Here is a 16,869-nt window from a genome sequence, read left to right as displayed (position 1 = left end):
CTGGCGATGCAAATACCTCTATACACCGTTTCACATTTGGCGAACCGGTTCAGAGGGCTTACTCACCGCAAAGGAACATCCAGGTTTCTTCGGCAGTCATCTGCAGGAAGTGAACCTACCTTACGGCATGAAAAACGACCTTATTTCGAAGTTGCCTTACGATAAGCAGGCATTCGACCAAGGTTTTTTCACCGTCTCTAGTGTAGCAGTCCCCCTGAGCAAAGTCAATTAAAAACGAACAATTACACAGGTGTCTGTATAATCGTTCGGATATTGCGCAAACTAATAGGTTAGCTTTATGAAAATAAAAAAAACAGCCGTCAATACTGCGCGGCTGCTGCTTCCTGATGACTTCGATCCATATTTACGAACTTATTAAATTGCTTTAAGAACGCCAGCTCTACGGTTCCTACGGGACCGTTCCGCTGCTTAGCAATAATGATCTCGATAATGTTCTTCTTTTCGGATTCCTTATCGTAGTAATCGTCCCGGTAGAGGAACGCTACGATGTCGGCATCTTGCTCGATCGATCCCGACTCCCTAAGGTCAGACATCATCGGACGCTTGTCTTGCCGCTGCTCAACACCCCGGCTCAGCTGCGAGAGCGCGATGACCGGAACGTTGAGCTCACGCGCAATTTGCTTCAGCGTACGGGAGATCTCAGAGACCTCCTGCTGACGGTTATCGCCTTTGCCGCGGCCGGCAATCAGCTGCAGGTAGTCGATGAGGATCATGCCGAGCCCCTTCTCCTGCTGCAGACGACGGCACTTCGCGCGGATGTCCGCGACCGTAATCGATGGTGAATCATCGATGTAAATGTTCGCCTCGGACAAAGCGCCAATTGCCATCGTCAGCTTCTCCCAGTCGTCGCCCTCGAGATAACCCGTCCGCATGCGGTTGGCGTCGACGTTCGCTTCCGCGCAGATCATACGCTGTACAAGCTGCGCCGCGCCCATCTCCAGGGAGAAGATGGCGACAGTTTCCTTAGCCCGTACGCCCACGTTCTGCGCAACGTTCAGCGCGAACGCGGTCTTACCAACCGAAGGACGGGCGGCCAAGATTACAAGGTCCGAGCGCTGAAAGCCGGACGTCATCTTGTCGAGGTCAATAAAGCCCGAAGGGATCCCCGTTGACCCTCCCTTATTCGAGTAAAGCTGCTCGACTTTCTCGAATACTTCCATGAGCACATCGCGAATAACCACGAAGCCGCTTGAGCTGCGGCGCTGCGAGATCTCAAGGATCTTCGCCTCCGCTTCGCTGAGCATTGACCCAACATCGTCCTCATTGGCATAGCCATTGGAGACGATTTGGGTTGCTGTGCGGATAAGGCGGCGTAACATCGACTTCTCCTCGACGATAGCTGCGTAGTAGTCAATATTTGCTGCTGTTGGCACCGCATTAGCCAACTCAGAGAGATACGTCACGCCGCCGATCTCTTCAAGTTGCTGTTTGTTCTGTAGCCGCGACGTAAGCGTGATCAGGTCGACAGGCTCCTGCTCTTCTGCGAGTTCTACGATCGACTCGAAGATGCGTTGATGTGTACCACGATAGAAGTCGTCGCTTGATATCCGCTCCATGGCGGTAATCAAGGCTTCGCCGTGAATCAAAATAGCACCGAGTACGGCTTGCTCGGCTTCTATATTTTGTGGGGGTACACGATCCATAAACATATTATCTCCGCTCATGCTGCTGTACCCGCCTTTCTTTTCGTTAGTAGTTTACTAGCCTTGCATCACAAAAGATGAGAAACTCTTTAATCATTTTCTATCATCCACACTTCGGACTGAATTGGTTCATGTTCAAATATCATTCAAAGCACTTCAAACAATTTAGAAGGCTTTAGAGGTTTACTCTTTACTCTTTACTCTTTACTCTCTTACGCTCACAAAACTCTTAAACATCTCTACAGACATCTAATAAATTTCCCCGCAGCAAACTACGGGAATTATCTCATTAATCCAACAACCGCGGTATTACCTCACAATAGATAAGAGCCCCTCCAAGGGACTCTTACCTTTATCCATGTTCTTTCTCCATTTACGCTGTTTTCTCTTGCTCCGAAACGCCACTACCCACGTTCCGTCACTCCACTTCTTACTTCTCCTCCGTCACATGTACGTTCAAGCTAGCCGTTACTTCACTGTGCAGTTTCACAGCAACCTTCGTCACACCAAGCGTACGAATTGGATCTTCCAGCACGATTTTGCGCTTATCGATTACGATTTTATATTGCTTCTCTAGAATCTCTGCGATTTGCTTGCTAGGGATGGCTCCGAATAGACGTCCGCCTTCACCGGCTTTCGCCTTGATTTGAACGGTCATTTCACCGAGCTTCTCACCGAGTGCCTGAGCATCGGCTTTCTCTTGATCCTTGCGGCGCTGTTCTGCCTTTTTCTGATTATCAAGCACCTTAACGGTTCCTTGTGTAGCTGGAGCAGCAAGTCCCTGCGCGATTAGGAAATTCTGTGCGTAGCCCTCAGATACTTCTTTCACTTCGCCCTTCTTACCTTGGCCTTTTACGTCTTTTAGTAAAATGACTTTCATTCGAAAAGTCCCTCCTCTTCCTGCATTTCCTCAAGTACTTTCTTCAATCGTTTCGTTGCTTCCTCTAAAGTGCCATCTATCTGCGTAGCTGCATTCGTTAAATGCCCGCCTCCGCCCAGACGCTCCATTACGATCTGAACGTTCATCTGTCCCAGCGATCTTGCGCTGATTCCGATCAATCCGTCCGGTCGTTCGGCGATGACAAAGGATGCCATAATATTCGTCATATTCAACAATGTATCAGCTACTTGCGCAATCATCAACTGAGAATATTTGCGATTTGGCTCAGCAACTGCCAAAGCAACATGCTCGTAGATCGTTTCTGTATGTTTAATAACTTCTGCTCTTTCGATATACGAATCGAGATCTTCCTTCAGCAATCGCTGGATTAAGGAGGAATCTGCACCATTACGGCGCAAATAGGATGCCGCTTCGAAGGTTCTTGCCCCTGTACGGAGGCTGAAACTCTTCGTATCAACCACAATCCCAGCCAGCAGCATCGTTGCTTCCAACACTTCCATGGTTAGCTTTTCATTGATATATTGAAGAAGCTCCGTCACAAGTTCACACGTTGAGGACGCATAAGGCTCCATATAGACGAGCGTCGCATCATGGATGAACTCCTCACTACGGCGATGGTGATCGACCACCACGACCCTATGCGTCAGCTGAATCAGCTTAGGTTCAGCCACCATGGACGCCTTATGTGTATCCACAACAACTGCCAGCGAGCGCTGTGTCGTAATCTGCATCGCCTGCTCCGGCGTAATGAACCAACGATGCAGCCGCTCATCGGCAGCAATCGTCTCCATCACCTTCTGAATAGAGGGATTAACACCCTCCAGTACAATGTAGCCTTCCTTGCCGACAACCTGTACTGCCTTCAAGACACCAATCGCTGCACCAACGGAGTCCATATCGGGGAACTTATGACCCATGATGATCACTTTATCGCTATCCTTCATTAGATCACGCAAGGCGTGAGAAATGACCCTAGCTCGAACCCGCGTACGCTTCTCAACCGCATTCGTCCTTCCGCCATAGAAGGAAAGTCGCTGCCCGACTTTGACCGTTACCTGATCGCCGCCGCGGCCGAGTGACATGTCTAGTCCCATCTGTGCCATTTGACCAAGTTCCATGAGCTGCTCAGCTCCTGAAGCGATCCCAATACTAAGTGTCAATGGAAGCTTATTTTCAATCGTCAAATCCCGCACTTCGTCCAGGATTTCAAACCGTGTTTGTTCCAATTGGCGCAAAGCCTTTTGATCCATCAGAATGAGGAAACGATCTGACGACGTCCGGCGCAAATAAAGCTGGTACTTCTGAGCCCATTCCGTAATCTCGCCAGTCACTTTAGCCAGCATAATACTGCGCGTCTGATCATCGAGACCTTGCGTCGACTCTTCTAGATTATCCATCATTACGATGCCGATCGCCGTTTTCTCATCTTCATACTTCTTCGCCAAATTCGCTTGCTCCGTTATTTCACGGAAATAAAGAAGCCGCTCCTCTGGCCGAATCCATACTTGATAAATAAACTTTCCAATGGACAGCTCCAGCTTGTCACTTTTGTCGTTTTTGTCCTTTTTGTTTTTCAAATCAGGGAAGTATTCAAATAGCGACTCGCCAATGACCGAATCCTTCTCAAGCATTTTTGCCACAAAAGGGTTGTGCCACTCGATGCGCTTCTCTTCATTATATAAAATAATTCCGATGGGAAGGCCACTCATCACTTCATTGCCTGCTTTTTTCACCCGATGTGTAATCGTTCCGACGTACGTATTTAACTCTCTACGAAAAGCTGTTTCTGCTTGTAGCGTAAAGTAAGCCAATACACCGCAGACTAGAAAGGCTGTAAGGCCCAGCCACCATTTGAACATATAAATAATGGCTGTCAAAATGATGAGTAGGACGAAAATCCACACGATATGTTGACCGTGCCACCGCTTTAAAAGGAACTTCGGCATTCGAACTAGCTCCTAATCCTATATATTTTTCTTGAACCGTTCTCGGATTGGAAACGCAACATCAAATACCCCTAATAAGCTGTATACGATAAATAAAGGAGGCATGAAGCAAACTAATACAATCGCCACGATTGGCAAAATAGGCTTCCACTTGTTCGCATGTGCAACAAAGAATAGAAAGCAAATCGCCTGAATTGCAAAGGCTAGCATAAGCAGCGGCATCGCATTCATTAATAACGTAGAGATAAGCGAAATTGAAGCCGGATTAACGAATAAATCTAAAACAAATACAACTAAATAGATCCAGACAAGCGATTTCTGCAGCATCCACTCCCTCATCGGGCGCAATCCTGGAATCCCTTCTCCTGTTTTGTTGAGCAGCCAGCGGCTAATGCCGTGAGACACAAATGTGTAGAATAGGGCTACGAAAATTAAATATAAAGGAATCACTTGCACGATGAAATTGACATACCAATCCTGATCTTTCGGCAAAATATCACGAATTCCTGGAGGCATACTCGCTATACTTTCCATCATGAACTGTTTGAACTTCGCAACCGGATCAAATCCGAGCGCATACCCGATAACAAGACTCACCAGAGACTCTGCCAGAATCGTGATAATCCCTGCCGTTAACACAGATCTTGCCGCTGCTTTACGTTTATATAAGTTACCCATGACCAGTACAGGCGGTAAAAAGAATAGAGAAACCGACATAAGGAATATCCCTTGCCATTGGGTAAGTATATAAACAACGAGCAAGCTGAGCACATAGCTAATGACGAAACGCCTTGTGCTTGATTTTACATATAACATTAGAACTGGAATCATGAGAAAACTAAATGTGAAAATAATAAAAGGCGTCATTAGAGATAGCAATGAGACGATCGTCACTGCGCTCCATATGATGCTTTGCCAACTTCGTTTCCCCAACCGGGCTCACCTCTTACGTAAATGTTCTTCTAGCGATGAAATGTCGCCGTACCAGTCCTCAAGTTGATGGCCCTCTTGGCGGTGCTTCTTCATTTTCTCTACAATAGCTTCGTCTAAACTGTGAAATGAAATGCCTAGTCTTCTGCCTAAGATGTAACCGCTCGAAATTAAGCTGGCTAATCCATCTACAATTTTCACATGGCTGCCTTCCCATATGCCTTTGAGCAGATGTGCTACATGATCTACGACTTCTGTCTTGAGCCACTCAATGACTTTGGCCCGTCTGGCTAGGTCAACATCCTTTTCCCTATTCAGCAACCGCCATCTCTCCTCATTCAGCAATGACTATTGTCTCAATTATACCACAAATAGGCACAAGAAAAGAAAGCCTCTACAGAGCTGTTCGATCCCCTTGCGTTGATGGTGTTGAAATCACTAGAAATTCGACATCTTCCAAGGACTCGTTATGAATTTGGTGCGGAATACCAGGTAAGATTGTACAACCTTCCTGCGACTTCAGGGTGATGACCTTACCATCGATCCACATCTTAGCTTCTCCACTTAAAATGAAGAAAAACTGCTTCGCCTTTTCATGCACATGCTTGACTTCACTCGCGCCTGCCGGCATTCGCTCTTGGATTATTGTCCTATCTGCGTCCCGCTCCAGATACCAACCGTCGCAACTTTCGCCCCATATGTAGTGTTCCGCCTGCTTTTTATGGATTTTCACGATCGGTTTCTCCCCTCGTAGTTTGCTTCTTGGCATACAAAAAAGACAGCCGTTAGATACAGCTGCCTTCTTGGTTTAACCCTATTCCGTTGTGTAAGGCAACAATGCGATTGTACGGGAGCGCTTGATAGCGATCGTCAATGCACGTTGGTACTTAGCGGAAGTACCAGTTACACGTCTAGGAAGAATCTTCCCGCGCTCACTGATGAACTTTTTAAGAGTTTCAATATCTTTATAGTCAATGTGCTTGATTTTGTTTACTGTGAAGTAACAAACCTTACGACGTTTACCTTTACCGCCTTTACCACGAGGAGCAAATTTGCGGTCGCCGCGATCTTCACTGTTGTTATCTCTTTTTTGGAAAGCCATTAGTTTGTTCAGTCCTTTCTACTTTAGAATGGCAAGTCATCATCGGAAATATCGATCGGTTTTCCGTCATCTATGAAAGGATCCTGCTGCTCGCGCGATCCACCGCCACGATTGCCACTGCCGCTTCCGCCGCCGTAGCTTGCGTTTGCGTTAGATGATCCGCCTTCTTCGCGATTACCGCCGCTGTTGCTGGATTCAAGGAAACGTACATTATCGGCAATAACTTCGGTCACATAAACGCGCTTGCCCTCATTGTTGTCGTAATTCCGTACCTGAATACGTCCTTCCACTGCTGTTAAACGACCTTTACGCAAATAGTTCGCGCATGTTTCAGCAAGCTGCCTCCACGTGACGATATTGATAAAGTCCGCTTCCCGTTCTTTCGACTGTGAGTTCGTGAAAGGGCGGTCTACTGCAAGTGTAAATTGTGTAACAGCTACGCCAGCTGGCGTATATCGAAGTTCTGGATCTTTGGTCAATCGACCGATAAGAATAACACGGTTCAACATGGAACAACCCTCCTGACGAAAATACTGGCATGCATTTAAGCTACGTCGTTTACGATTAAGTGACGAATAACTTCGTCCGAAATCTTAAGTACGCGATCAAGTTCAGTTACAACAGCAGGTTCTGCGTTGAAGTGTACCAGCACATAGTGCCCGTCACGGAACTTCTTGATCTCATACGCAAGACGGCGTTTGCCCATCAGGTCATGTTTGGAGATTTCTCCCCCACCGTTCGTGATGATGCCTTGGAACTTTTCTACCGTAGATTGAACAACTTCTTGTTCAACGTCTGTACGAATGATGTACATCAGTTCATATTTGCGCATGTATTTCACCTCCTTTTGGACTAAGCGGCTCCTCTTTAAGCTTGTCAGACAAGCGAAGGAGCAAGGAGCGAGGATTCTTATTCAAAACTCGCACCTGAATACTATAGCAAATTGAGCGACAGATTACAAGTTTTTCTCTAACAAACTGTGAGGAGGAAGCTGGTAATGGGATTCATACATGCTTCCCCTGCAAAGGGGTAATCTAAACATGATTGTTATTCTTAAGAAGAGGTGATCATCGTGGGTGAATGGACAGAATTCAATGCTGGCGATCATGTTCCTAACGACGGCGAGTATATGGAAATCGGTGAAAATGCTTTTCACATGGGCATCAAGAATCCTAAAACCGTTACGTTGAAAAAAGGTGACACTTTCCCGGAAAATAGTAACCACAATCGAAAATGGCATCGAAAAAAAATAACGCTAAAATAAGTTCACCATGAGTAGGAGAATGACCAATGAGAATTACCACGTTTACATGGCTGTTCACCTTCCTAGGTGCTGCCTTGTGCTTGGTTCATTATTTATTTCATGATCATGATGCCTTCTATATGCTGTTCTACGCTCTCAGTATACCAGCATGGTTTGCATCAACATTTACGAACATCTATGAAATTTCCATGTTTCGAATGCTTATCATTTATGCGTTAACGATCGCCTCATGGGCCCTGGTTGGGTATATCATTGACCGTTTCTCTGTAAGCTACAGGCGGCGGGATAGGAATCATTAGCGATTGGAATGAATAGCTGGCCCTTATGTAGTTTACCTACTTAGGGCCAACTCTTTTCAATTGAAATGATCAAACTATAAACCTGTACCCTGATCCCCAAACTGTTCCTATATACTGGGGTTTAGATGGGATTTCCTCAATTTTCTCTCTGATTCTGGCAATATGAACCGTTACGGTAGAGGTGTCGCTCATCGCATCCATCCCCCAGATTCTCTCAAAAAGTTCTTCTTTACCAAACACCCGATTGGCATGCTGCAAAAGAAACAGAAGCAGGTCAAATTCCTTTTGCGCCAAAATGACTTCATTCCCGTTCACAAAAACTCTCCTGGCATCTTTTTGAACCTCAAGACCTCTGACCTGAATCCTGCTTCCCTCATTCCCATTTCCAAACCGCTCTTTCATACGCTCAAATTTTTTCAGATGGGCACCAACCCTGGCTACCAGTTCACCCGAGCTGAACGGCTTTGTAATATAATCGTCCGCGCCGAGTCCTAAACCATTAATCTTATAGATTTCCTCTGCTCTAGCTGATACCAGAAGCACAGGAATATCATCCTGCTCACGCACTGTTCTCAAAACTTCAAACCCGTCTATATCCGGCAGCATGATATCTAATATAATGAGCTCAAAATCTTCCTCCTTTAGAGCTCTCAAACCCGCTGATCCGCTGTTCACCGTCTTAACCGAATAACCGCTCAACTCAAGGTAATCCTTTTGCAAATTGGCAATACTTTGGTCGTCCTCAACAATCAGAATTTTTTTCATCATAACCTCCAAACATGTTAGAACTTCTTCAGAGATATCATTATGCGTGTCCCCTCTCCCACAACGCTTTTTGCCCATATTTTCCCTTCTTGCCCTTCTATAATTTGCTTTGCGATAGCAAGTCCTAGTCCGCTGCCGCTTTTTCTTGAAGGGTCTACCTGATAAAATCGGTCAAATATGAAGGGGAGTTTGTTCTCGGGTATTCCATTGCCGTTGTCCCTAATTTCTATAATAGCAGACGTTCGTGTTTCCCTGAGTAATATGGCAATCTTTCCATTTGTCTTACCTGCATACATCACAGCATTATCAAGAATGTTCTGTATGACCCTCTTTAATCTTTCACGATCGATTAATACTTTGACAGGCTCCTTTAATTCGTTTATTAACTCTAATGAAAGGTTAGCCTTTTCACACTCATATTTATGATCCGCGACGCAATCCTCGAAATAGCTCGTCAAATCGCTTTTCTCAAAATGATAAGGAAGCTGATTCAAATCAAGCTTGGAATATAAAAGAAGATCATCGATCATAGCGTTCACCAAAATAGCTTTGGATCGTGCAGTTTCAAGGTACTCCTCAAGTTTCTCAGGCGTCTTGGCTACCCCATCTATAATCCCTTCAATATAACCTTTAATGGAAGTAACAGGCGTCTTTAAGTCATGTGAAATGCTTGAAACTAAAAACTTCCTGTTATCATCAAATTTTTGCTGCAAATAGACAGACTCCTTTAGCTTGATCCGCATTAACTCCAAGGTTCTGCTTAATTCCTGAATTTCGCCTTCGCCCTCTTCGGAAATCTCGCAGCTTAAATCCCCTTCCCTGATTTTAATAGCGGCGTCCTTTAACCTGGAAATCGGTAAAATAATTCCGCGTGAAAACTTATACGAAATCCAAAAATTCATTAGCAAAAATACCACAGTGAAAAAGCTGACTGTAAAAATGCCAAGCAGCACATAAAAACTTGTTTTCACCTTGATTGGCACAAGCAGCAGCAAAATGCCCATATCCCCTGAAGGAAGTTTGTAATCCGCTCGGGTAAACATATAAGTTTTGCCCTCAAGCTCAATCTCATCTCGATGAGACGAATCGCCAGACAGCATTAGGCTTTTCTCGATATCGATCTTATTAAAATTATGTGTAGCAAACAAAACTTCTCTATTTATTAAAATGATCGCACTGGCATCCAAAGCGTTAACTCGATCAAAGAGCTTTTGTTGATAGTTATGATCCAAGAGCTGCTCGAACTTAAAGGTCAGTGCTTCTCTTTTGATTTCGCTGATCGCTGCCCTGACTTCGAAGACTTTTTGAAACTCCTTTATACCGGCTTCGCGGCCAAAAACTTTCGTATAAGCAGCAACAAAAATAATGACAGCCAGGAACGTCAAACCAATGGAGACCAGTACAGCCAGCGCATTCATCGTGAAAAAACGTTTGGTTAAGTGCATGTATATTCCTTTCTATATATCCTTCCTGTCAAACAAGTAATACCCCGTAGTAAATAACATGATACCACAGCCTGACATGATTAAGATCTGTCGGAATATTTTAAACACATTGATCGATTCAGAAATCCAGAGGGTGTACCAATCAAACATCGACGTAATAAAAAAACTCGAATAGGATGAGAACACAATACCCATAAAATTAAAACCGATAAACACTAGAATAGAGAGGAAAAATACTGCTAGTCCTCCCTGGATCACATTGGACAACAGGACGACGATAAGTGCAAACACAAATACGGGAAGAAAAGTTAAGCCATATGATAAAATCACCTTTACGATGCCCATGTAGCTGGCAGAGGCCGGATTAAATATGAATCCAACAAGCAAAGAAAGAAGCATAACAAACAAAAGGTTCCCAACAATAAATAAGGCCAAATTTAAAACCTTCGCACTAAACACACCAAATCTGGAGACCGGCCTTAAGAGCGTTATTTTCATAGTATTCGACGAGGATTCACCGTTAAACATATCGATCGCTACAAAAATGGCAAACAACGGTAAAAGCGTATAAGTAATAAACGTTAGCACCACTATGGGAAATTCCACACTCCCAACAACCCTTAATCCAAGGCCATGCTTAATCGTCGTTACGGCAATTTGCCCGATCACAACGGCAAGAATGGACAAAATCACGGCTGCAAGCATTTTTTTCTCTTTTTCAGCAGCTTCACGGATTCATTTATAAATGCAGCTTTAAACCCTGCCATTCCTGTCCACCTCACTTACAAAATAATTTTCAAGCGAAGAATAGTAAGAAAGAATATTCTGGGTATATTCGACGTTGACAAGCTTGCCTCCGTAAATAATCCCGATTCTTGTGCACGTTAATTCCACATCGTGAATCAAGTGGCTGGAAATAAAGAAAGTCGTGCCCTCCTGGGAAAGCTGTTTGATCAATTTTCTCATTTCCAGCATCCCCTCGACATCAAGTCCGTTTAAAGGCTCGTCCAAAATTAAAAGCTTTGGTTTGGACAGAATCGCAGCCGCTATCCCCAGCCTTTGTTTCATCCCGAGTGAAAATTTCTGTGATTTTTCATTTTTATATTTCAACATGCCTGTGATTTCAAGACATTCATCAATTCTTCGCTGATCAATCTGCGGGTAAAACCTGGCGAACAGTTTCAGGTTTTCATTTGCTGTTAAATATGGATACGATTCCGCTGTTTCAATCATACAGCCTACATGCTTCATGGCATTGACGTAATCTTCTAAAATGCTGGCGCCGAAAATCTTCACATCACCACGATCCGGTTTCGTGAGCCCGGTCATCATCTTCATGGCTGTTGTCTTCCCAGCGCCATTTGGTCCTAGAAAACCGAATATATCGCCTTGATCTACTTCTAAGTTTAACTCGCTAATCCCCCGGCCATTCTTAAATGACTTGGTTAAGTCGTTTATTTCAATTGCCTTGACTGTCAATTCATCATCTCCCCAAAAAATGTTCAAGAAGCCGCCATTTGCAGCCTCCTGAACCCCATTTTCTATTCAAATATGCGTCTAAATTCTCCATCGTAATATGGTTTCGAGCTAGATTTGTACGAGTTTTTATCAATGACCTCTATACCCATTTCAAAATAAACCTTGCCAGCGGAGTTCGGATGAATCATTCCATTTTTCTGTTCACCCTTCGCATCTGTGTAAGTAAAAGTTGTGGATGACACCGGATTGTATGCAAAGTCAAATGCATCCTTGTTTGGATACTCGCTCTCAAAACCAGGATAAACAGTCTCTGAATACTTTCCTGTCACTTTATCGCCGTCTATGCTTGTGATTTCAACCGTTCTCTCGCCAATCTTCACAAACTTGCCGTCTTTGTCCATAATGATATCATTTTTATATGTTCCCACATATTTGCTGCTGAATCCGCCCGAATAGCTGACCTTCTCAACGTTCGCGCCTGTTAGGTCAGGCATAGCAATCTTCGTATTGCCAATCTCAGAAAGCTTTACAATGACATTGAGGTTTAAGTCATGCTGAACACCATTTTTATCTTTTCCCGACAGGGTAATATCACCCGTCACATTTTCCAGATAGCCTGCTTTATTTTCAACGGCCGTACCCACAACCTTTTTCACAAAAATATCGCTCTCTATTTCCGGTAAATCCCTCTCATCGTTAAGCATCTGCTTGATACCAAAGGAGGAGACAGCATTTACGACGGCCGGCACTTGTGTCTCGGACAAGCTCCCCGCATATACTTTTCCGCCGTCATTCCCTTCCTCTACCTGCACATAATCTTTCAGAGAGCCAACCACAGCGTCAACAATCTTTTCGATCTCCGCTGCTCCCTTCTCTTTAAACGGGTTGTCGAACTGTGCTGGTCCTTTCCTGTTCACATTAGCCGGATATTCCGTGACGTAATAGGTATCCTCCATGCCGCTTTTCCTAACTGAAAGCTTATTGTCGGAATACGTATAATTGGAGGTGGTTTCGCCATTTGCTTTTTTAGTCACCGTATTGTCTTCAGATGTTTGTTTTGCCGTATCCATTTTCTTGATCATTGAAGCTTGAAGCAAGGTTTGATTATTATCCTTCAACGTATACAACGCCTCGACCGTATAGTTGTTCAAATCCTTTTCCATGAGTGCAGCAGTGTTTTTTGCTGAATCTTTCAGCCGGTCATATCCAGATCCAAGCAGCGTATCGGCAAAAGCAGTAGATACGAATAGACAGGCTCCAATCGTAAATGAAAGTACAGTAATTCCTTTTTTGCTAAGTTTCATCTTGGTTCTCCTTTAATACGATTTAGGGGAAACGTTTCCTTACTATTTATTTTAATATAGGCTTATTGAATCCATCTAAATGAATTATTAACAAAGTATTAACTCTGTTTCAATGATACTTCTGCTCTTCCCGTTCTGTTCGCTTTATCTTATAATTTACTATATCTACCAATCCTTTAATGAGGTGAAATTTTTTGAACGAAAATAAAGATAGACAGCGTGAAGTATCATCTTCTGATCTAAACCCTCCGCCCCAATCTACAGCCTCTTTTAGCCGTAGAAAACTGCTCTCTTCAATTGGCGCCGCAGGTTTAGCTTTTGTAGCAGGAGACATCTTCACAAATAGCTCAACTGCTCAAGCAGCATCTCCTTCCACACTTATTTACAATGTCAAAGATTTCGGAGCCCGCGGTAACCGACGCTATGATGAAGACGATGCTCCTTACATCCAAAGCGCAATCGACACAGCTGCTCTATCAGGTGGCATAGTTTACATCCCGCCAGGCATGTACTTCCTCAAGATTCCCTTGCGCGTGAGTGCGAACATTACCTTAATAGGGGCCGGCAGCAGCAGTATCCTTCGGTCCTCCACCCATAAATTCGGTCTCCTTAACTTATCCGCGGTTCAACATGTACATATCCAGGGGTTGTCCTTCCAAGGAATTGGATCTTTCGGGAATGCCTCGGTACCACGCATTGAATGCGGAATTGCGCTCGACCAAGCTACCGACATTACCATCACAGACTGCACCTTTTCAATGATCGATAATGGCATCAAATCCGTTGACTCTAACCGAGTCGTTGTGGAAAACTGTACTTTCGATAACATCATCGGAACGCTGGATTACGATTCCCAAGGTTATGGCATCTGGTGTAGTAATGTTAAGAATCATCATTTTGTGCAAAATCAATTCAACATGCTGTTTCAAACGTGTATCACTTTTACCAATGGCAGCAGTCATTCTGTCATCGCGAGAAATCGCATGCAGAAGTGCTATCAGTCTGGGATTGACCTTATATCCGGTCCCAGAGAAGAGCCATGTCAGTTTAATACCCTCTCCGATAACATTATTGAGAATTTTATAAATTCAAGCGGAAATAAAGGGTATACCTATGGCATCCGTCTCAAGGGTCACTGCATCTCCAATATGATTACTGCTAATATTCTAAATGATATCGACGATATTGGTATTCTGTTAGCGGGACAAGCGGACACCCAACTAAAACGACCTCATCGCAATATCATATCCAATAACCAGCTCCAAGCTATAGGTAATAACGGGATTGTCCTCATTAATGCTTATGATAATCAGATTCGTCAGAATTCTATTCGTAGTTGTAAAGCAGAAGGCATTTTACTAGCTGCTGAAGGCAAAGAAAGCGGTTCGTACTCAGATAGCAATCAGTTAATAGGTAATAGCCTAAACACCTGTACCAAAGCACCGATCCGGATCACGGATACCAATTGCCGAGAAACCATCCTCTTTGGCAATGTGGGTTCAGGCAATGGTGAGAAAATTTTCGATAAAGGCACAAATACAACCACTTCTACCCTATGAGCAAAAAGGCCACACAACCCAGTTGGGTGTGCGGCCTTCTTCGTTATTTCTGATAAACTCGCTTCTCCGATATCTTACCATCCGCAAAGAAAACAAGCTGTACATAATAACCAGGTTGATTGGATATCTCAAAGTCATACGTTTTCTTTCCATTCTCTTCTTTAATCAACTTACCTTTGGATCCTGTCAGCTTCACCATGTCATCGTAAGTGCCTGTCATACTTATTTTATCGGCCTGTTCCTTCGTTATCTTAGGAAGCGGCTCATCCTTCGTCGCATTGTCTCCGGCCTTTGGTGTCGCAGTTGCAGCTGTTCCACCAGTTGGACCGCTTGTCCCGCCAGGCGTCGCAGAAGCCCCTGGAGAAGGCTGTACAGTCCCACCAGCAGTAGGACTTGCTGTGCCCCCCTCGTTCTTCTTGGAGCACCCTGTGATGACCACAGCTAGCACCAGAAGCATCATTAACCAAATTCTCATAACGGTCTACCTCCTTCATTTTACCTATGCCTAGATATGGGGTTATTTTGCTTCCTTTCCTTGCCTTTTATCCCCTAACTGCCAAAGCAAAAGAGCCCCCTACGTCTTCATAGACGTAAAAGGCTCTTAATTTGTTTCACGCTGTTGGTTCCACTAGAGTACGGAAAGAGTGGGAGTCGAACCCACGCACGCCTCGCGACGCCTAACTGATTTCGAGTCAGCCCCCTTGGACCACTTGGGTACCTTTCCATGAAAAGCGAGAACAGGACTTATTGTATCAAAAAAGTCAGGCTCTCGCAAGTGTTTTTCCTGAACCCATTAAGAGGACTCTTCTTGTATCTCTATATTCGATCGGAGTACTTTTTTTAGCTTACTTTCGAACTTCGTTCTCGGCACTAATACACTGTGTTTACAGCCTACACATTTGATCCGAATATCCATACCCATCCGAATGATTTCCATTTCATTGGTGCCACACGGATGGGGCTTTTTCATTTGCACAATATCGCCAAGTTGATACTGCTTCTTCTCCATTCGTCTGCCACCGCCTTTTTTGAATTTACGGACATTATTTTCTTGGGTTATAGCACTTCTATTTGGGTGATATTGAGCTGCTTCTTAATTTCGATATTCAAAAGTCTAGTGACATTAAATTGTCTTGTCGGCTTACACTCCGCGATAATACGAATTTTCAAATCCGTCGTACCTACCATCTGAACACCAAGCACCTCAGGTTCTTTCACAATATCATCGGTAAGCAGCTGAACTTGCTTCACCGTTTCCTTGAGGATTTCTGTCGCTTTATCAATATCCAAATGAAGAGGAATCGTTACATCAACTACAGCAAGTGAATTATAGGTAGAAAAATTGGTTACTTGTTTGATATTTCCATTCGGAATAATATGCACTTCACCTGTCCAACTCTTGATCCGGGTCACTCTAATCCCGATTTCTTCCACTGTACCTTTGAATTGATCAATTTGAATGACATCCCCCACTCCGAATTGATCCTCAAAGATGATGAAGAACCCTGTTATTACATCCTTCACCAAACTCTGTGCTCCGAAACCAATCGCTAGCCCGAGTACACCTGCACCAGCAAGTAAAGGGCCTATATTCAGCCCAACTTGCCCTAGTATCAGCATAATGCATATAAGATTGATCGTGTAAGCTATTAGATTATGTATGAGACTTCCTATTGTGTTCGTTCTTCTTCTATCAAATTTCAACGGAGACTTGTCTCTGGCTGAAATCATATGAGCGATTGTTTTATCAGCGATTTTTATACAAATTTTAGCTACTACATAGATTAATATAATTTTAACGATAATCCAAAATATCGAGGCTATCATTTCCGGTTTAGTTATATGTTCGTGTATCCATTGACCTAAATCTGCAAAAAACTTAGTTACAAAGGCCATCTGCAGCCCCCCTTAATTTCATTCCATCGTAACATATTTATCCTCATTTTTAAAATAGATGCCTCTTATTTCCACATTTTCAGAATGAATGATGTCTCTTACTTGTTCTAAATTCTCTCCGGGGAATTCAATAGACAGTGCGCAGCCCGCGGTGATTTCTTTCGGAGTTGGTCGTATGTCGATCTCGATATCTGCATACTCTAGCAGCATTTCTGCCCTCAGTGCTTGTTGAGTAGAATCGAACGCTAGCAACATGATTGAAAGTTTCAGGGAAAGTCCCCCTCTTCTACGTATAAATGTCCCTATCTCTCCATA

At 44.0% G+C, this 16,869-nt stretch carries 21 protein-coding genes and 1 tRNA gene; 3 read left to right on the top strand and 19 right to left on the bottom strand.

Features of this window, described 5'->3' with window-relative positions; all coding sequences use genetic code 11:
• Positions 1 to 320 precede the first annotated feature (320 nt).
• The 9 genes from dnaB to rpsF form a co-directional block, all read right to left on the bottom strand.
• Positions 321 to 1,685 (bottom strand): replicative DNA helicase, encoded by a 1,365-nt coding sequence (gene dnaB / locus QFZ77_RS04975; protein ID WP_307436910.1) that lies wholly within the window; start codon positions 1,683 to 1,685, stop codon positions 321 to 323.
• Between the two features lie 409 nt (positions 1,686 to 2,094).
• Positions 2,095 to 2,544, bottom strand: coding sequence for a 50S ribosomal protein L9 (rplI, locus tag QFZ77_RS04970; protein ID WP_056838752.1), 450 nt, complete (start codon positions 2,542 to 2,544; stop codon positions 2,095 to 2,097).
• Positions 2,541 to 4,511: a DHH family phosphoesterase gene (locus QFZ77_RS04965; RefSeq protein ID WP_307436907.1), complete on the bottom strand. Its 1,971-nt coding sequence runs from the start codon at positions 4,509 to 4,511 to the stop codon at positions 2,541 to 2,543. The genes rplI and QFZ77_RS04965 overlap by 4 nt, the downstream gene beginning before the upstream one ends.
• Positions 4,512 to 4,529: 18 nt before the next feature.
• On the bottom strand, positions 4,530 to 5,444 hold the full coding sequence (locus QFZ77_RS04960) for a DUF2232 domain-containing protein (protein ID WP_307436904.1): 915 nt from the start codon (positions 5,442 to 5,444) through the stop codon (positions 4,530 to 4,532).
• Between the two features lie 6 nt (positions 5,445 to 5,450).
• The gene (locus QFZ77_RS04955) at positions 5,451 to 5,762 is read right to left on the bottom strand and encodes a MazG-like family protein (RefSeq protein ID WP_029196137.1); all 312 of its coding nucleotides are present in this window, start codon (positions 5,760 to 5,762) and stop codon (positions 5,451 to 5,453) included.
• A 73-nt stretch (positions 5,763 to 5,835) separates the two neighbouring features.
• Positions 5,836 to 6,174 carry a cupin domain-containing protein gene (locus QFZ77_RS04950; RefSeq protein WP_307436898.1) on the bottom strand — a complete coding sequence of 113 codons (339 nt, stop codon included), beginning with the start codon at positions 6,172 to 6,174 and terminating at the stop codon, positions 5,836 to 5,838.
• A gap of 81 nt (positions 6,175 to 6,255) precedes the next feature.
• The gene (rpsR, locus tag QFZ77_RS04945; protein WP_029196139.1) at positions 6,256 to 6,543 is read right to left on the bottom strand and encodes a 30S ribosomal protein S18; all 288 of its coding nucleotides are present in this window, start codon (positions 6,541 to 6,543) and stop codon (positions 6,256 to 6,258) included.
• Positions 6,544 to 6,566: 23 nt separating this feature from the next.
• Entirely contained in the window at positions 6,567 to 7,052 is a 486-nt protein-coding gene (ssb, locus tag QFZ77_RS04940; RefSeq protein WP_029196140.1) for a single-stranded DNA-binding protein, read from the bottom strand.
• Positions 7,053 to 7,087: 35 nt separating this feature from the next.
• Positions 7,088 to 7,375, bottom strand: coding sequence for a 30S ribosomal protein S6 (gene rpsF, locus QFZ77_RS04935; RefSeq protein ID WP_028557223.1), 288 nt, complete (start codon positions 7,373 to 7,375; stop codon positions 7,088 to 7,090).
• Between the two features lie 240 nt (positions 7,376 to 7,615).
• Here rpsF and QFZ77_RS04930 point away from each other — a divergent pair, with 240 nt between their 5' ends.
• Complete coding sequence (locus tag QFZ77_RS04930) at positions 7,616 to 7,807, top strand: YjzC family protein (RefSeq protein ID WP_261303385.1); 192 nt, start codon at positions 7,616 to 7,618, stop codon at positions 7,805 to 7,807.
• Between the two features lie 26 nt (positions 7,808 to 7,833).
• Positions 7,834 to 8,106, top strand: a complete 273-nt coding sequence (locus QFZ77_RS04925) for a hypothetical protein (RefSeq protein ID WP_307436889.1) — start codon at positions 7,834 to 7,836, stop codon at positions 8,104 to 8,106.
• 69 nt (positions 8,107 to 8,175) lie between these two features.
• Here the strand turns inward: QFZ77_RS04925 and QFZ77_RS04920 are convergent, their stop codons facing one another.
• From QFZ77_RS04920 to QFZ77_RS04900, 5 genes are all read right to left on the bottom strand, one after another.
• Positions 8,176 to 8,871: a response regulator transcription factor gene (locus tag QFZ77_RS04920; protein WP_307449256.1), complete on the bottom strand. Its 696-nt coding sequence runs from the start codon at positions 8,869 to 8,871 to the stop codon at positions 8,176 to 8,178.
• A 17-nt stretch (positions 8,872 to 8,888) separates the two neighbouring features.
• Positions 8,889 to 10,316 carry a sensor histidine kinase gene (locus tag QFZ77_RS04915; protein ID WP_307436886.1) on the bottom strand — a complete coding sequence of 476 codons (1,428 nt, stop codon included), beginning with the start codon at positions 10,314 to 10,316 and terminating at the stop codon, positions 8,889 to 8,891.
• Between the two features lie 12 nt (positions 10,317 to 10,328).
• On the bottom strand, positions 10,329 to 11,021 hold the full coding sequence (locus tag QFZ77_RS04910) for an ABC transporter permease subunit (RefSeq protein WP_307436883.1): 693 nt from the start codon (positions 11,019 to 11,021) through the stop codon (positions 10,329 to 10,331).
• 48 nt (positions 11,022 to 11,069) lie between these two features.
• A complete protein-coding gene (locus QFZ77_RS04905; protein WP_307436880.1) occupies positions 11,070 to 11,795 on the bottom strand; it encodes an ABC transporter ATP-binding protein in 726 nt (241 codons plus the stop codon).
• 62 nt (positions 11,796 to 11,857) lie between these two features.
• Positions 11,858 to 13,099, bottom strand: coding sequence for a hypothetical protein (locus QFZ77_RS04900; RefSeq protein WP_307436877.1), 1,242 nt, complete (start codon positions 13,097 to 13,099; stop codon positions 11,858 to 11,860).
• A gap of 194 nt (positions 13,100 to 13,293) precedes the next feature.
• Between QFZ77_RS04900 and QFZ77_RS04895 the strand changes: the two genes are divergently transcribed.
• Complete coding sequence (locus tag QFZ77_RS04895) at positions 13,294 to 14,658, top strand: right-handed parallel beta-helix repeat-containing protein (protein ID WP_307436875.1); 1,365 nt, start codon at positions 13,294 to 13,296, stop codon at positions 14,656 to 14,658.
• A gap of 43 nt (positions 14,659 to 14,701) precedes the next feature.
• Here the strand turns inward: QFZ77_RS04895 and QFZ77_RS04890 are convergent, their stop codons facing one another.
• The 5 genes from QFZ77_RS04890 to QFZ77_RS04870 all read right to left on the bottom strand — a co-directional run bounded on the left by QFZ77_RS04890 (position 14,702) and on the right by QFZ77_RS04870 (position 16,809).
• Complete coding sequence (locus QFZ77_RS04890; RefSeq protein WP_307436873.1) at positions 14,702 to 15,133, bottom strand: hypothetical protein; 432 nt, start codon at positions 15,131 to 15,133, stop codon at positions 14,702 to 14,704.
• 161 nt (positions 15,134 to 15,294) lie between these two features.
• A tRNA-Ser gene (locus tag QFZ77_RS04885) sits at positions 15,295 to 15,382 on the bottom strand.
• 69 nt (positions 15,383 to 15,451) lie between these two features.
• A complete protein-coding gene (locus QFZ77_RS04880) occupies positions 15,452 to 15,667 on the bottom strand; it encodes a DUF951 domain-containing protein (RefSeq protein ID WP_307436869.1) in 216 nt (71 codons plus the stop codon).
• Positions 15,668 to 15,714: 47 nt separating this feature from the next.
• Positions 15,715 to 16,554 carry a mechanosensitive ion channel family protein gene (locus QFZ77_RS04875; protein ID WP_307436866.1) on the bottom strand — a complete coding sequence of 280 codons (840 nt, stop codon included), beginning with the start codon at positions 16,552 to 16,554 and terminating at the stop codon, positions 15,715 to 15,717.
• Between the two features lie 18 nt (positions 16,555 to 16,572).
• Positions 16,573 to 16,809, bottom strand: a complete 237-nt coding sequence (locus tag QFZ77_RS04870) for a putative Se/S carrier protein (protein WP_082615209.1) — start codon at positions 16,807 to 16,809, stop codon at positions 16,573 to 16,575.
• Between the last annotated feature and the right edge of the window lie 60 nt (positions 16,810 to 16,869).

This window comes from Paenibacillus sp. V4I3 (assembly GCF_030817215.1).
In the GTDB taxonomy this organism is placed as follows: domain Bacteria; phylum Bacillota; class Bacilli; order Paenibacillales; family NBRC-103111; genus Paenibacillus_E.
This window is presented reverse-complemented; position numbering and strand designations above follow the sequence as displayed.

Bases quoted from the DNA above. Each gene is read 5' to 3' on its own strand.
- dnaB (WP_307436910.1), bottom strand. From the start codon at position 1,685: ATGAGCGGAGATAATATGTTTATGGATCGTGTACCCCCACAAAATATA.
- rplI (WP_056838752.1), bottom strand. From the start codon at position 2,544: ATGAAAGTCATTTTACTAAAAGACGTAAAAGGCCAAGGTAAGAAGGGC.
- QFZ77_RS04965 (WP_307436907.1), bottom strand. From the start codon at position 4,511: ATGCCGAAGTTCCTTTTAAAGCGGTGGCACGGTCAACATATCGTGTGG.
- rpsR (WP_029196139.1), bottom strand. From the start codon at position 6,543: ATGGCTTTCCAAAAAAGAGATAACAACAGTGAAGATCGCGGCGACCGC.
- ssb (WP_029196140.1), bottom strand. From the start codon at position 7,052: ATGTTGAACCGTGTTATTCTTATCGGTCGATTGACCAAAGATCCAGAA.
- rpsF (WP_028557223.1), bottom strand. From the start codon at position 7,375: ATGCGCAAATATGAACTGATGTACATCATTCGTACAGACGTTGAACAA.
- QFZ77_RS04925 (WP_307436889.1), top strand. From the start codon at position 7,834: ATGAGAATTACCACGTTTACATGGCTGTTCACCTTCCTAGGTGCTGCC.
- QFZ77_RS04920 (WP_307449256.1), bottom strand. From the start codon at position 8,871: ATGAAAAAAATTCTGATTGTTGAGGACGACCAAAGTATTGCCAATTTG.
- QFZ77_RS04915 (WP_307436886.1), bottom strand. From the start codon at position 10,316: ATGCACTTAACCAAACGTTTTTTCACGATGAATGCGCTGGCTGTACTG.
- QFZ77_RS04910 (WP_307436883.1), bottom strand. From the start codon at position 11,021: ATGCTTGCAGCCGTGATTTTGTCCATTCTTGCCGTTGTGATCGGGCAA.
- QFZ77_RS04900 (WP_307436877.1), bottom strand. From the start codon at position 13,099: ATGAAACTTAGCAAAAAAGGAATTACTGTACTTTCATTTACGATTGGA.
- QFZ77_RS04890 (WP_307436873.1), bottom strand. From the start codon at position 15,133: ATGAGAATTTGGTTAATGATGCTTCTGGTGCTAGCTGTGGTCATCACA.
- QFZ77_RS04880 (WP_307436869.1), bottom strand. From the start codon at position 15,667: ATGGAGAAGAAGCAGTATCAACTTGGCGATATTGTGCAAATGAAAAAG.
- QFZ77_RS04875 (WP_307436866.1), bottom strand. From the start codon at position 16,554: ATGGCCTTTGTAACTAAGTTTTTTGCAGATTTAGGTCAATGGATACAC.
- QFZ77_RS04870 (WP_082615209.1), bottom strand. From the start codon at position 16,809: ATGTTGCTAGCGTTCGATTCTACTCAACAAGCACTGAGGGCAGAAATG.